This is a genomic window from Ilyomonas limi (assembly GCF_005233845.1).
GTDB classification, from domain to species: domain Bacteria; phylum Bacteroidota; class Bacteroidia; order Chitinophagales; family Chitinophagaceae; genus Ilyomonas; species Ilyomonas limi.
In genome coordinates, this window is sequence record NZ_SZQL01000007.1 from 158,398 (window position 1) to 172,054 (window position 13,657).

Sequence of the window (13,657 nt, forward strand, 5' to 3'; positions counted from 1 at the left end):
TACAATGAACCAATACAAGCTGCTTATTGCTGATACGTCATTGGGCGGTAAGTACCACTGGCTATCACTACAGCTTCGTCTGTTTCAGTGGGCTGCGCCGATACTTCGTTTGCAACAGTATCTGCAATATTTCCCAAAGTGTTTTTAAGATCTTCCCCTTTTTGAGCAAACATTCTCCTCGTTTCTGCGCCGCTGCGGGGTGCAAACAAATACATAACAAAAGCGCCAAAAAGAGCTCCACGAATAAAAGATAACGGATGCATAATTATATGTTTTTAATGGATGAATAGTGTATATGTTATACCTAAAAGTTTGCCAGTTATTGTTTATGGAATAAATATCCCGCCAATCCTTCTAAAAGGAAAATGTACAGGCAAGTCACCGAAGGCATTACATAGTTGTAGTACCGAAATTGGATATGCGAATTGAACAACAGGCATACGTGCTGGTAGCGTATTTATCTGGCATAAAATTTAATACAAGGTTGCACATGGAAAACAAGCAAACTATTTTAGCCGGCCATTCCGACCAGGAAAAAGGTGCTTATTTGGGTGCCATTGCATCTATTGCCACTGCCGACCGGCAGGCAACAAAAGAAGAACTGGAAAGCCTTGCCGAACTGTGCGACGCCGCCCAAATAAATAAACAACAAAAAGAAGCGGTACTACATGCAGCCGGTACAATAACTGATGATGAACTGATAAAGTGCCTGGATATATTAAAGAATAGTGATCTAAGATACTCACTGGTAACCGATTTGATTGCTTTTGCAAAAGCCGACAGTGATTACAACGAAGCCGAACAACAGCAGGTACAAGAAATTGCGCAATATCTTGGTGTAAATCAGCAACAGTTTTCGTTGCTCGACCAGTTTACCAACAAAGCGGCCAATGCGCAGGTAACACCTGAGGAGGCAAAACAGCCGGGCTTTTTATCTACTTTAGGTTTGGATGATAAAATGAAAAATGCCGGCATTAATGGCAGTAGTTTGCTGCGCGGCTTGCTTACCATTGCTGCACCATTATTACTTACGCGAATGGTTACCAACAAATTGGGCAGGGGCAGCGGCGGTATGTTTGGCGGTAGCAGAAGGAGAGGCGGAGGAATGTTTGGCGGTGGAGGACCAGGTGGAAACATGGGCGGCGGTTTAGGCGGACTATTCGGCGGTGGCGGTTTGGGCTCCCTTATTGGTATGTTTAATGGCGGCCGTGGTTATGGTAATGCCGGTGGTATGTTTGACAGAATTTTAAGAAACCTGTAAACTGTTTTTATTACATGAGCTGGATATTACAATTAATAATTAATGCCGGTGTTTTATTGCTGCTCGCTTATATACATCCCGGCGTTAAAGTAAGAAGCTTTGGTACCGCTGTAGGTGTAGCCTTGGTGATTGGTATTTTAAATGCGACTATTGGTTTCCTGCTACGCTTTACCTTAAACTTAATGACGCTCTGGCTACTTTCCTTTCTCGTTCGCCTGTTTGTAACTGCCATTGTCATCTGGCTTACCGATAAACTATTCTCCGGCTTTCAACTTCGCTCGTTTGGTACTGCAGTGCTGGTAGCCTGTGTGCTGGCTATCGTAGGCACCTTATTGGCTTATTAAAAAGTAAGCCTTTTTATTACTAAATTTTAAAATCAACGTTATGAAAAATGTATCATTTAAATTATTGCTGGCGGCAGCTTCGCTTGTTGCAATGTCTTATTTACCTGCTTGTAAAAGCAAAACTGCCTCCGATGCGAATGCCGATTCTGCCGCGGCTCAATTACCCGATACCACAGTAATGACGGATCAGCCGGCTGCTACCGGCGGGCCGGTAACTATATCGCCTGACGACTCATTAACTAACAATTTAAAAGATGCCACCAAAGATTTTCCGGGTGTAACGGCAACAGTAAACAATGGAGAGGTAACGCTTACAGGCACGATCAGCAGGGATAAATTGCCGCAGCTCCTGCAAAACGTTAATGCACTGCACCCCAAAAAAGTAAATAATAACTTAACCATCCAATAAAATAACTATGACATTACAGGATAAATATAAAGAACTAATTGATGCAGCAAAAACTGCCGGTGTAAGCAACCTGCAGGTTCGCGAGCAAAACAATGTATTGTATATAGATGGCACTACTAACAGCGGCGCGGTAAAAGATAATCTCTGGAATATTTATAATAAAATAGATCCCGATTACCGCTCCGGCGATTTGGTGTTGAATATTGATGCCTCGGCAGCAGCAGGCACTAAGGCAAAGGTAACTACGCAGTCATCTAATCTCAACATCCGCAAAGGTCCTGGCACCGATCAGGAGATTGTAGGTAAAGCTGCACACGGCGAGGTTGTAAATGTAATAAGCAAAGCCGATGACCAGTGGAGTCTTATTCGCACTGATAGTGGCATAGAAGGCTATGCGTATTCGCAATATTTGACGCAGGCATAGAAACATAAAACGCTTACAGGATTCTGAATTCTGTAAGCGTTTTTAGTATAAAAGCAAATACACTAATGAAAACCGCTACTGTTCCATGCTATGGAGCAAACAGAAAAGCCAATAACCAATACAATGGCAAATGATAAAAGAAATGCCTGACCAAGTGTTCGGGTTTCTTTTGGGAAGACCATCCCTATACCTAATAAGAGTTGTATTATCAATCCAAAAAACCATACTACAAACATTTCCTGTACTGCAAAACACAACAGAATAAACAGCACATTGGCACCGGTAATGATTAAAGTATATTTCCAGAATTGATTCATAAAAAAGCAGTCTAAAGATTAATTTACAAACTCACTCTTTCCTGTTGCAATGCTTCAAGATACACCTGTTTTTCATCTCTGTAAAACAGATTCATCGTTTCAAACGGAATTATTCTTCCATCTTTATGCACAATATGAACGCAGCTCTTTTTAATCGCGCGTACATCAAAGTCATAAGCATCTATAAACCGCATAATGATAATACGGAATAAATTGTTGTAATCCAATCCTGGCGCATGTATCTGCGGCAGGCAGCACAACAGCTCTTTAAAATTGTTTTGCACTTTATCTACCGAAATACCGGTGCTAAATATCTTCAGCATTTGCTGGTGCAATTGCTCATCCTGTTCATACACAATGGTATTGCGGCTGTTGTTCAGCAAATGCGCCGGGTCCACATATCTGGTCATTGGAAAAACTTTGCCCGCCAGTTTCAGCGCGTAGCCCATTACCAATGCATCGGGGTTGCAGGGCACAGGTATTAAATCGTTGGGTTGAAAAACGGTGGTTTGTTCCAGTATTTTCTGCCGTACATCCGTCATGGTAATGCGATCTGTTGCCGGGTTGAAATTTTCGGTACGCCCGGCTATCTGTACCGGTTGAAAAGTAACACCGCGCACACAAGGCTGCTGCAATGCAAAGTCAATAATTTTTCCAATCTCATCATCATTTACACCTTTTTGCAGCGTAACTACCAGCGTAGTAGATACATTGAGCTTGTTTAAATGATCCAATGCTTTCCTGCGTATACCGGTTAAATCTTTACCGCGCATTGCCTGCAAAGCTGCTCCTTCAAAAGAATCAAACTGCAGGTATATTTCAAAATCGGGCATATAGCCAGCAAGCCGCTTTGCAAATTCCACATCTCTGGCAATGCGAATGCCATTGGTATTTACCATCAAATGCTTGATGGGCTTTCTTTTGGCAATGTCCAATATCTCAAAAAAGTTGGGATGAATAGTAGGCTCGCCGCCGCTTATTTGCACTACATCGGGCGCGCCTTCATTTGCAACCACAATATCCAGCATACGTTCTATCTCTTCAATGGTACGGTGCCTGCCATAGTGCGGCGAACTCATAGCATAACAGGCAGGACATGCAAGGTTGCAGCGGTCGGTAATTTCTACTACGGTAAGGCAACTGTGCTGCTCATGATCGGCACATAAACCACAATCGTAAGGGCAGCCATAATGTGCACGTGTGTTGAATTGTAGCGGCATTTCGGATGCTTTGTTGTAATTGCGGATGTTCTTGTAATATTCCACATCGGTTGCTATCAGCACTTTGCTAAAGCCGTGCTCTTTGCAGCTTTTTAGCATATATACCTTGTTGTTTTCAAACACAATCTTCGCATCAATTCTTTTTAAACAAACAGGGCACAGGCTGATTGTAAAATCGTAGTATGTATAAGGGCGTTCAGGCATATATTTTTATTAAAGGATAAGCCATTAATTTTTTAGGATGCAGCATATAACGATAATAATAAATCAATCCTGCTATGCAGGTAAGCTGTATGGTAGATAACCCAAATATTAATGTATAATGTGGTTTTATAAAATCGAGCATTAACCGGAACAAAAGATAAGCCATCATAAACAGCTTGAACAACGCACCGTTTTGCAACGGATAAGTATTATTTATCTTAATTAAAGCCAACCACAGCAACAGCAAAAAAACAATCTCATACAAGCTAACCGGATGCCGCAACAAACCGTCGCCCAGGTTCATTGCCCAAAATACATGTGTAGGCAAACCGTATGTTTCTTCGTACACGCCCATGCTAAAACAGCCGATGCGCCCGATGATTATTGCCAAAATAAGCGGGTACGTAAACAGGTCGCCGGAAGAAGTAGGCTCACCAATAATTTTCTTCATTAATTCTACGCCAAACAAACCGCCAAGCAGTCCGCCAACAATTGTTTTATTGGTATAAAAGTACAGCCATGTATTACCCGCATTCAACAGATCATGCACATTCTCCAACCCGCCAATAAACCGGCTGCCAATAACAGCGCCGAAAATGGCGCCGATAATTATCCAGATACGGTTAGGCGATTCAATTTTATCACCTTCTTTCTTTCTTAAGTATAAAAAATACCGGAAACCTGCAAACATGCCGAGCGACTCGGTAATTGTATGCAGATAGATGGCATTGCTGCCAACAGGTATTTGTACAGGAAAATGCAAATCTGCTGATTTAAAGTCAAATATATTCCTTTACTATCAGCGGAGGAACAGCTTATGCTATTTTCAAATAAGTTGTAAAAGTTGCACGCTGCAAGGAGAGAGCAAAACCTGCCCGTAACACTTCTTAATTGAAAGCTGTATAAAAACCTGTTTGAATAGCGTAAAGTAACAAGGCTCAACGAAGAGCAGGTTTGGATATATTTCTTGAAGATTTCAATAAGTAAGTAGTCTGATAATTTTAATAATCGAAGTCATCATTCCGCAATTGCTCCTGATAGCAGTCAGCCGTACTTTCAATCCTGTGGGCGCTTTGTGTGGAATCTGTGGATTGCCTTTACTTACAAGGAATTGATAGAAAGAATACCCGCCGTTATTTGCATCAGCGTTGATTTTACTACTGCCCACAAATTTTGCACAAAGCCCCGCAATGTATGATTGTAATTAAATCCTGCTGCCGGGGGCTTGCTCATGGCGTGACATAATAACGGGCAGCTTAGGTTTCTGTTCGCCTGTTTAAAAACTCCAACTGTTACTGTGTACGATTCACAAAAGAAAAGAGCAAGCTTTTCAGGAGATTATTTCTATTCATTTACCGCTTTCCATACTACATTAGGTACATCTAAAAGGTACTTAAAATCGCCACGCAGTGCCTTTAAAGCATACTTTTCCTTATCTATTTCCGTCTTGGTTCTAAAGCCTAATTTACGCAACAAAGGTACCGCTGGACTATTGCCTTGCAAAGCCTGGCCGGCAAGCAACGCACCGGCACCCAATGCCAGCAACAGCCACAAGCGGCTGCGTGTAAGGCCAAACGTCACACCTATCATTGCCCAGGCGGCAGCATTAAACTCCAGCATCCGTTCTATATCCCATTCTTCCTCTAAATCCATCAGCCGCTGGTCAATGGCGCCCCTGTTCTGATAATAATGATTTATACTCTTTAAAGTTTGTATATCACTTTCGTTGCTCGCTTCTAATGAAATCGGATCGCCTATTTGTTCGTTTGTTGTCATAAAAAGCTTTTCTTTTTCCATTCAGATTTCATACCAAGATAAGGAGCAACATGCAAGGATACAAGATTCAAGCTGTAAGTTGGGGGAGTTTGATTTAATACTTTCACTACAGAGAGCAAATGAACCAGTGTTTACGCAAAGTAGTTTTCCCTGCGAAGCCCGGCTTTCTTTACCCTCTGCGGTAAGAAAAATAAAAAAGCCACCTAAAAGGATGGCTTTTTTATTTATAAGTTACAGGCAAATGCTGTTTAAGAAGCTTTTCCCATTTCTTTTAAAAATGAAATGTGCGAAGCTACAGCCTGGTGCATACGGCGGTATTCTACATACACTACACCATGCTCCTTGCAAGCCTGCTTAATAATTTTGCTGATGGCAGGATAATGTATATGCGAAATTTTGGGGAATAAATGATGCTCTATCTGAAAGTTCAATCCACCCACATACCACGAAATAAATTTGTTGCGCGTAGCAAAATTGGCGGTTGTCTTCAACTGGTGGATAGCCCATTCGTCTTCCAGCTTGTGGGTAACAGCATCGGGCACCGGGAACTGCGTATGCTCTACCGTATGCGCCAACTGGAATACAATGGAAATAGTAAAACCTACACACACCGTGAAGACCGTGTAACCAATCAGCCAGTTCATAAAGCCAACCTGCCAGATAGGAATTACAATAAACAAACCATAATGCGCAATCTTGAAAGCCCAGAAAGCAATATGATCTTTTACGCTCATTTTCTTAAGTGGAATATCACCAATCTTTTTTGTAAAATACTTGCGGTAATCGCTCATCATGGTCCAGTACAGGTGCAGGAATGCATAAAACACCCAGAAGTATAAATGCTGAAAACGATGAATTTTATAGTGTTTTTGTGTAGGTGCCATACGCAAAATGGGCTTCGCATCAATATCATCATCAATGCCATCCACATTGGCATACGCGTGATGGATAACATTGTGTTTCATATTCCACATAAACTGGCTGGCACCAATGAATTCGGCTACATTTGATGCTGTTTTATTCAACCATTTATACTTGCTAAAACTACCGTGGCTGCCATCGTGCATAATATTGAACCCTATGGCTGCTGTAATAAAACCCAGCAAAGCACTATACAATAAAGCTAATGGCCAATTTGGCGTAAAAAATACTAAATGTACATAGATGTAAATAAGCGAGGTTACCAAAATCAGGGCTTTGGCAATCAATCGCCAGCCGCCGGTAGTTTCTTTGCCGGTAGCATCAAAATACTGGTTAATTCTTTTCTTCAGTTCTACGTGAAAAGACTGCTTGGGATTTGCAAACTTGGGTGTCATGCTAACTATCTGTTATACTGGTTCTTGGTAAGTGTTTATCTATTCTGTTATCATATCTCAGGTCACATTATTAATAATATTATCAAAGCTGGTAATGCCTATCATTTTTTGTGTAATGTAGCCTTCGGCAAAATTTACGCCAATACGTTTGCCAAACATCAGGGCGCGTGCGCGTATCACATCCATAAAGTCGGGATTAGAAATATACGTTGCCGGCTCGCTGGTATCTGTTGTATTAAACTGTGTGCCATAACAAAGTACAGCTTTCATCTTTTGCTCAAAATAAGGCGAGATGTCGTACACAAAATCCGGCTTTAAATAGCGGTCTTGTATGTAGTGAAATACCTGTGCCGGCCGCCAGCTTTCCTGTGGTTGTCCGTCTAATGTTGTTACTACTTTTCTTAAGCCCGATAAAAAAGCGGCATCCGAAATAAGTTTGGAGCTACGCCCGTGGTCGGGATGACGATCTTCGGGCGCACTGCAAATAACTATTTGAGGCTGGTACTTACGGATAGCAACAATAATCTTACAGAGATTAGCTTCGTTATGTTCAAAAAAACCATCTGCCATGCCTAAATTTTCGCGGGCATGAACGCCCAACACTTCAGCCGCGGCAGTGGCCTCTTTAGCACGGATTTCAGCAGAGCCGCGTGTGCCCAATTCGCCACGGGTAAGATCTATTACTGCTACTTTTTTGCCTTCGGCAATAGCTGCTATCAGCGTGCCACCGCAACCTAATTCCAAATCATCGGGGTGCACGCCAAAAGCCAGAATATCTGCTTTCATAAAGACGCAAAAGTACGGCGTATAAAAGCAACTTGCCGTTAAAGTTGGATATTATTTCAGTTTGATAGCGTGTAGTATAAAGAGCAAAAGTTACTTAGCCTCTCCGGTGTCCGTACATTCTTTCCACATCCACCACGATAGATTCCATAGGTTTATCTGTACCATTGGGGTCGTATTGCTGCCTGAGGTTGCTGCCAAACACTACAGCCACCGTTTGCCAAAAGCCTGCTGAAAAGCCGCCTTTGTATTCCTGTATTATTTCGTAGCAGTTATTGCCGGTTTGGCGGTAAATGAGTTTCATTAATACTTTGCCCTGATAAACAGATAACTGCGTGAGCTTATCTGCAAACTCTTTTTTCAATTCTTTTTCGTGTGCTTTTATAATGGCTTTGCGCTTCTTCTTATCCGTTACATTCGCCAGCTCGGCATTGATCTGATTCATTATCGCACTTGCTTTTATAGCATACGGATAAGTAACATACACCGCATTGCGCAGGCGCGTCCATTCGGCAGCCATGCGGCGGCTCTTCCTTGTTTCCCGGGTAACCGTAAGGTAAGGCGGCAGCCAACTGCAGGGGATGGTATCGCCATTGGCTTCTATACAGGCGCCCACGCGGATGGTATCGTAAGGACCAGTGCCATTTTGTGCTATAGTCATTGTATTCAGCAGCAGTAAAAAGGCTGAAACAAGAAGGGCTTGCATAATATGTTTTCGGGCAAAAAGCACGTATGTAAAATTAGGAATCCGTTTTTTATTTAATACTTTGGGCGTAGATAAAGTTGAGGGTTTCGGTGTTATGTTTTTTATAAAGTTTGTGGGGAATGGGATAATACTTTTACACTATGGCAGTAGAAGAATTAAATAAATATGAAGTATCAATTACTATTTTTGATAAAAGCTGGAACAATCAGCGTCCAGATTTATTTCATGAAAAACTGGCGAAGGATAAAGAGATATTAGGTGGAGGGAGGATTGTAAAAACAGATTCTTTTTATTTTTCTGGTGCTATACTTTTCTATAGAATATAGAAATTAACTGTGAACACTTTATAAACAAAAACCGCCGCTCTCATCACTGAAAGCGGCGATTATATTTTACATCTTAAAAGGATTTATTCAAACTTCAAATCCAAGCCCAAGCCTCTCAACTCATGAACCAATACATTGAATGATTCAGGAATACCAGCTCTTGGAATGTTTTCGCCTTTTACGATAGCTTCGTATGTCTTTGCACGGCCGATGATATCATCAGACTTAATGGTTAACAGTTCCTGCAAAATGTTGGAAGCACCATACGCTTCAAGTGCCCACACCTCCATTTCACCAAAACGCTGACCACCAAACTGCGCCTTACCACCCAGCGGCTGCTGTGTAATCAGGCTATATGGTCCGATAGAACGGGCGTGCATCTTATCATCCACCATGTGGTGCAGCTTAATCATATAAATGATACCCACTGTAGCTTTCTGGTGGAAGCGTTCGCCAGTTTCACCATCATACAGGTACGTGTGCCCCATAGAAGGAATACCAGCCTGCTCGCAATATTGTGCAATTTCTTCCGGCGTAGCACCATCAAAAATTGGGGTTGCGAACTTCACGCCCAGTTTCTTACCGGTCCAACCAAGAATGGTTTCATAAATCTGACCGAGATTCATACGGCTTGGTACACCCAATGGATTCAGCACAATATCAACCGGAGTGCCATCTTCCATAAACGGCATGTCCTCGGCACGTACAATCTTTGCTACAATACCTTTGTTACCGTGGCGACCAGCCATTTTATCACCTACTTTCAGCTTACGCTTAACAGCAAGATATACTTTGGCTAACTTTAACACACCAGCCGGTAATTCGTCACCAATAGAGATGTTGAATTTCTCACGCTTATAACGACCCAGCTCTTCGTTGTACTTGATATTAAAGTTGTGCAGCAACACGTTGATTTGATTATCAATCGTTGCATCACCAGTCCAGCCTAATGGATTTACATTCTGATAGTCAATAGAAGCCAAATTCTTTGGATTGAACTTAGATCCTTTTCCAATCAGCATTTCACCAAAATTGTTACTTACACCGGCAGAAGTTTTATCCTTCAATACTAATTGCAGTTTTTCCAGCAACAGATTTTTCAGGTCTTCTTCATTTTTGTCGTGTACTTTCTCTACTTTTTCAAGCTGTGCTTTTTCACGAATCTTGCCGTTTTTATCTTTTTTGGCGCGCTGAAATAATTTCTTGTCAATCACTACCCCTTCGGTACCGTTTGGTGCTTTTAAAGAAGCATCTTTGGCATCGCCGGCTTTATCGCCGAAGATAGCACGCAACAGCTTTTCTTCCGGTGTAGGATCACTTTCGCCTTTAGGGGTGATTTTACCAATCAGAATATCACCTTCACGCACCTGTGCACCTATGCGGATAATACCGTTTTCATCCAAATCTTTGGTAGCTTCTTCCGAAACGTTAGGAATATCAGAAGTCAATTCTTCTTCACCCAGCTTGGTATCGCGTACTTCCAGTTCATATTCTTCAATATGGATAGAGGTAAACAAATCTTCGCGAACTACTTTTTCGTTGATAACGATAGCATCCTCAAAGTTGTAACCTTTCCACGGCATAAATGCCACCTGCAGGTTGCGACCAAGTGCTAATTCACCATCTTTGGTTGCGTAGCCTTCGGTTAAAAAGTCGCCTTTTACCACCTTTTGCCCTTTCTTTACAGCCGGACGAAGGTTGATAGAAGTGGACTGGTTGGTTTTGATGAACTTTGTTAAGCGATAAACCACCAAATCATCTTCGAAGCTTACCAGACGGTCTGCATCGTTACGATTGTAGCGAACATGAATTTCTTTAGCATCTACAAATTCCACTACCCCATTTCCATCTGCATGTATCTGGATGCGTGCATCGCGGGCAGCTTTGCCTTCCAAACCAGTACCTACAATTGGCGCTTGTGGCAGAATCAACGGCACCGCCTGGCGTTGCATGTTAGAGCCCATCAGCGCACGGTTGGCATCATCATGTTCCAGGAACGGAATCAACGAAGCACTCAACCCTACAATCTGGTTAGGCGCCACATCCATGTATTGCACATCATTCTTTTCCAGAATAGGGAAGTCACCTGTTTCGCGGCTTACAATTCTATCTTCCACAAAATTGCCCTTTTCATCTAACTCAACATTAGATTGGGCGATTTTAGCGGTATCTTCTTCTTCGGCACTTAAAAATTTCAGTGAGTTTAATTCTACTTTACCGTCATGCACTTTATGATAAGGCGTTTCAATAAAGCCCATATCATTCACCTGGGCATGCACGCAAAGCGTAGAAATCAAACCAATGTTTGGACCTTCCGGTGTTTCAATGGTACACAAGCGGCCATAGTGACTATAGTGTACGTCACGCACTTCAAAGCCTGCACGTTCGCGGCTCAAACCTCCGGGTCCGAGTGCGGAAATACGGCGCTTGTGCGTAATTTCAGAAAGCGGATTGGTCTGGTCTAAGAACTGGCTTAACTGCGATGTACCAAAGAAGGAATTGATAACAGAAGACAATGTACGCGCGTTAATCAAATCAACCGGCGTAAATACTTCATTATCTCTTACGTTCATTCTTTCACGGATGGTACGCGCCATACGTGCCAGACCTACACCAAACTGAGCATATAACTGCTCGCCTACGGTACGTACCCGGCGGTTGCTCAGGTGATCAATATCATCAATTTCTGCTTTGCCATTGGTCAGACGCACCAGGTATTTGATGATTTCAATGATATCTTCTTTCGTTAATACTTTATTTTCCAGCTTTTGCGTAACGCCCAGTTTACGGTTGATTTTATAACGACCAACTTCGCCCAGATCGTAGCGTTTATCGCTGAAGAACAATTTATCAATAATACCACGGGCAGTTTCGTTGTCCGGAGCATCAGCACCGCGCAACTGGCGATAGATGTGCTGCACCGCTTCCAACTCACTGTTAGAGGTATCTTTATTTAAAGTGTTGTAGATGATTGCATAATCGCCGCCAACATCTTCACGCTGCACGAACACGCTTTTAGCCTCTACTTCAGCAATCAAAGAAATAGCTTCGTCATCCAAAATAGTATCACGTTCCAATACTACTTCGTTACGCTCGATAGATACTACTTCACCAGTGTCTTCATCCACAAAATCTTCTACCCATGTTCTTAAAACACGTGCTGCCAATTTTTTACCGGCATGTTTCTGCAACGATTTTTTATCGGCAGACACTTCCGTAGCCATACCAAACAGTTCCAGAATGTCCTTATCTGTTTCGTAGCCAATAGAACGCAGCAGGGTAGTTACCGGAAATTTCTTTTTACGGTCAATGTAAGCATACATTACATTGTTGATGTCGGTAGCAAACTCCATCCACGCACCTTTGAACGGAATTACTCTGGCTGAGTAAATCTTGGTTCCGTTGGGGTGAATAGATTGACCAAAGAATACACCGGGTGAACGGTGCAACTGGGAAACGACAACACGCTCAGCACCATTGATAACAAAAGTACCGCGTGGCGTCATGTACGGAATGTTTCCCAAAAACACATCCTGTACAATAGTTTGGAAGTCAACGTGTTCTTCATCGTTACAGCTCAGGCGAAGCTTTGCTTTTAACGGAACAGCATAAGTCAAACCGCGCTCCATACACTCTTCAATGGTGTAGCGCGGCGGATCAATAAAATAATCTAAAAATTCGAGCACGAAAATGTTTCTCGTGTCGGTAATGGGAAAGTTTTCCTTAAACACGCGGAACAAACCTTCTACGTTGCGTTTGTCTGGTGTGGTTTCTAATTGGAAAAACTCTCGGAAAGATTGTAACTGAATGTCTAATAAATCAGGGGTTTCAGCAAGGTGTTTTGTTTTACCGAAGCTGACCCTGTTTTGAACTTGTGTTGATGACATATCTGTATTTAACCGGTTTTTTGCTTAAAAAGTACCTTTCACATTCTGGCGAACGGAAAAGGCTCAATGCATTGAAAATAAGAGAAACAAAATTGGATGCGCATCTATGTTTCTCCCTTGTATAAATTAGCTCATAACAAAAGGAGGGCAAAATTAAGCAATATGGTGCAAATTAAAAACAAATTTATAAGGGATTTTGTTGGTTTAACAAAATTTGACAGAAGAATTATAGTAATTTTTTTAGAGAAAAAGTTTTAAAGGGGCTTACGACAATTGACCAATTACTCACAATATATATATAGTTGGTCATCCTTTGAAGTTATTCTGGCGCCACTTATCAATAATGGCATTGAAAAGCTTCGCACTTCTTTTTATTCCCTTAAATATACGTTTTAAACCTTGAAGCTGTCCATTTCGGTCAGGGTCAGGTAGGATACTTGTGTTAGTGCTTTAGTTTTGAAAATTGTATCAATCATTTTAATATCAGCAAAATAGGCGTACTTAATGGAATTTTTATCAGCATACCGCTCATCTATCCAATAATGAACAACTCTTTTGTTTTTGTAAAGAGGCTGCCAGTAACTTCCTTTTATAGTTTGCTGTAAATTTTATAATTCTTTCATCCGCATCTAATAATCCTAACTGCCTGCTCCTCACAGTATCTCTTTAGCTAGAATTTGTTTT

At 41.8% G+C, this 13,657-nt stretch carries 15 protein-coding genes; 5 read left to right on the forward strand and 10 right to left on the reverse strand.

Annotation, left to right across the window (positions count from 1 at the left end):
- Window positions 1-23: 23 nt before the first annotated feature.
- Entirely contained in the window at window positions 24-263 is a 240-nt protein-coding gene (locus FC093_RS10750) for a YtxH domain-containing protein (RefSeq protein WP_137261779.1), read from the reverse strand.
- Window positions 264-490: 227 nt separating this feature from the next.
- Here FC093_RS10750 and FC093_RS10755 point away from each other — a divergent pair, with 227 nt between their 5' ends.
- The 4 genes from FC093_RS10755 to FC093_RS10770 are packed head-to-tail and all read left to right on the forward strand — an operon-like array spanning window position 491 to window position 2,438.
- Complete coding sequence (locus FC093_RS10755; protein WP_170971057.1) at window positions 491-1,261, forward strand: TerB family tellurite resistance protein; 771 nt, start codon at window positions 491-493, stop codon at window positions 1,259-1,261.
- Between the two features lie 14 nt (window positions 1,262-1,275).
- Window positions 1,276-1,605, forward strand: a complete 330-nt coding sequence (locus tag FC093_RS10760) for a phage holin family protein (protein ID WP_137261781.1) — start codon at window positions 1,276-1,278, stop codon at window positions 1,603-1,605.
- A gap of 40 nt (window positions 1,606-1,645) precedes the next feature.
- The gene (locus tag FC093_RS10765) at window positions 1,646-2,014 is read left to right on the forward strand and encodes a BON domain-containing protein (RefSeq protein WP_137261782.1); all 369 of its coding nucleotides are present in this window, start codon (window positions 1,646-1,648) and stop codon (window positions 2,012-2,014) included.
- Between the two features lie 7 nt (window positions 2,015-2,021).
- The gene (locus tag FC093_RS10770) at window positions 2,022-2,438 is read left to right on the forward strand and encodes an SH3 domain-containing protein (RefSeq protein ID WP_137261783.1); all 417 of its coding nucleotides are present in this window, start codon (window positions 2,022-2,024) and stop codon (window positions 2,436-2,438) included.
- Between the two features lie 62 nt (window positions 2,439-2,500).
- Here the strand turns inward: FC093_RS10770 and FC093_RS10775 are convergent, their stop codons facing one another.
- From FC093_RS10775 to FC093_RS10805, 8 genes are all read right to left on the reverse strand, one after another.
- A complete protein-coding gene (locus FC093_RS10775; RefSeq protein WP_137261784.1) occupies window positions 2,501-2,755 on the reverse strand; it encodes a hypothetical protein in 255 nt (84 codons plus the stop codon).
- Window positions 2,756-2,778: 23 nt separating this feature from the next.
- Window positions 2,779-4,179: a radical SAM protein gene (locus FC093_RS10780; protein WP_137261785.1), complete on the reverse strand. Its 1,401-nt coding sequence runs from the start codon at window positions 4,177-4,179 to the stop codon at window positions 2,779-2,781.
- Window positions 4,172-4,942, reverse strand: coding sequence for a prolipoprotein diacylglyceryl transferase (locus FC093_RS10785; protein ID WP_137261786.1), 771 nt, complete (start codon window positions 4,940-4,942; stop codon window positions 4,172-4,174). The genes FC093_RS10780 and FC093_RS10785 overlap by 8 nt, the downstream gene beginning before the upstream one ends.
- Before the next feature lie 338 nt (window positions 4,943-5,280).
- Complete coding sequence (locus FC093_RS24385; protein ID WP_262711021.1) at window positions 5,281-5,412, reverse strand: hypothetical protein; 132 nt, start codon at window positions 5,410-5,412, stop codon at window positions 5,281-5,283.
- A gap of 111 nt (window positions 5,413-5,523) precedes the next feature.
- Entirely contained in the window at window positions 5,524-5,955 is a 432-nt protein-coding gene (locus FC093_RS10790) for a hypothetical protein (protein ID WP_137261787.1), read from the reverse strand.
- A 248-nt stretch (window positions 5,956-6,203) separates the two neighbouring features.
- On the reverse strand, window positions 6,204-7,271 hold the full coding sequence (locus FC093_RS10795) for a fatty acid desaturase family protein (RefSeq protein WP_137261788.1): 1,068 nt from the start codon (window positions 7,269-7,271) through the stop codon (window positions 6,204-6,206).
- Between the two features lie 57 nt (window positions 7,272-7,328).
- Entirely contained in the window at window positions 7,329-8,057 is a 729-nt protein-coding gene (gene bshB1, locus FC093_RS10800) for a bacillithiol biosynthesis deacetylase BshB1 (RefSeq protein ID WP_137261789.1), read from the reverse strand.
- Between the two features lie 94 nt (window positions 8,058-8,151).
- Window positions 8,152-8,760 (reverse strand): DUF4294 domain-containing protein, encoded by a 609-nt coding sequence (locus FC093_RS10805; RefSeq protein WP_240743261.1) that lies wholly within the window; start codon window positions 8,758-8,760, stop codon window positions 8,152-8,154.
- Between the two features lie 140 nt (window positions 8,761-8,900).
- Here FC093_RS10805 and FC093_RS10810 point away from each other — a divergent pair, with 140 nt between their 5' ends.
- On the forward strand, window positions 8,901-9,086 hold the full coding sequence (locus FC093_RS10810; RefSeq protein WP_137261790.1) for a hypothetical protein: 186 nt from the start codon (window positions 8,901-8,903) through the stop codon (window positions 9,084-9,086).
- 83 nt (window positions 9,087-9,169) lie between these two features.
- On the opposite strand, the gene rpoB is transcribed toward FC093_RS10810, so the two are convergent.
- Complete coding sequence (gene rpoB / locus FC093_RS10815; protein WP_137261791.1) at window positions 9,170-12,973, reverse strand: DNA-directed RNA polymerase subunit beta; 3,804 nt, start codon at window positions 12,971-12,973, stop codon at window positions 9,170-9,172.
- Between the last annotated feature and the right edge of the window lie 684 nt (window positions 12,974-13,657).

Excerpts from the sequence above, each read along its gene's own strand:
- bshB1 (WP_137261789.1), bottom strand. The coding sequence starts at position 8,057 with ATGAAAGCAGATATTCTGGCTTTTGGCGTGCACCCCGATGATTTGGAA.
- rpoB (WP_137261791.1), bottom strand. The coding sequence starts at position 12,973 with ATGTCATCAACACAAGTTCAAAACAGGGTCAGCTTCGGTAAAACAAAA.
- FC093_RS10770 (WP_137261783.1), top strand. The coding sequence starts at position 2,022 with ATGACATTACAGGATAAATATAAAGAACTAATTGATGCAGCAAAAACT.
- FC093_RS10755 (WP_170971057.1), top strand. The coding sequence starts at position 491 with ATGGAAAACAAGCAAACTATTTTAGCCGGCCATTCCGACCAGGAAAAA.
- FC093_RS10750 (WP_137261779.1), bottom strand. The coding sequence starts at position 263 with ATGCATCCGTTATCTTTTATTCGTGGAGCTCTTTTTGGCGCTTTTGTT.
- FC093_RS10795 (WP_137261788.1), bottom strand. The coding sequence starts at position 7,271 with ATGACACCCAAGTTTGCAAATCCCAAGCAGTCTTTTCACGTAGAACTG.
- FC093_RS10810 (WP_137261790.1), top strand. The coding sequence starts at position 8,901 with ATGGCAGTAGAAGAATTAAATAAATATGAAGTATCAATTACTATTTTT.
- FC093_RS24385 (WP_262711021.1), bottom strand. The coding sequence starts at position 5,412 with ATGAGCAAGCCCCCGGCAGCAGGATTTAATTACAATCATACATTGCGG.
- FC093_RS10805 (WP_240743261.1), bottom strand. The coding sequence starts at position 8,760 with ATGCAAGCCCTTCTTGTTTCAGCCTTTTTACTGCTGCTGAATACAATG.
- FC093_RS10780 (WP_137261785.1), bottom strand. The coding sequence starts at position 4,179 with ATGCCTGAACGCCCTTATACATACTACGATTTTACAATCAGCCTGTGC.
- FC093_RS10790 (WP_137261787.1), bottom strand. The coding sequence starts at position 5,955 with ATGACAACAAACGAACAAATAGGCGATCCGATTTCATTAGAAGCGAGC.
- FC093_RS10775 (WP_137261784.1), bottom strand. The coding sequence starts at position 2,755 with ATGAATCAATTCTGGAAATATACTTTAATCATTACCGGTGCCAATGTG.
- FC093_RS10760 (WP_137261781.1), top strand. The coding sequence starts at position 1,276 with ATGAGCTGGATATTACAATTAATAATTAATGCCGGTGTTTTATTGCTG.
- FC093_RS10765 (WP_137261782.1), top strand. The coding sequence starts at position 1,646 with ATGAAAAATGTATCATTTAAATTATTGCTGGCGGCAGCTTCGCTTGTT.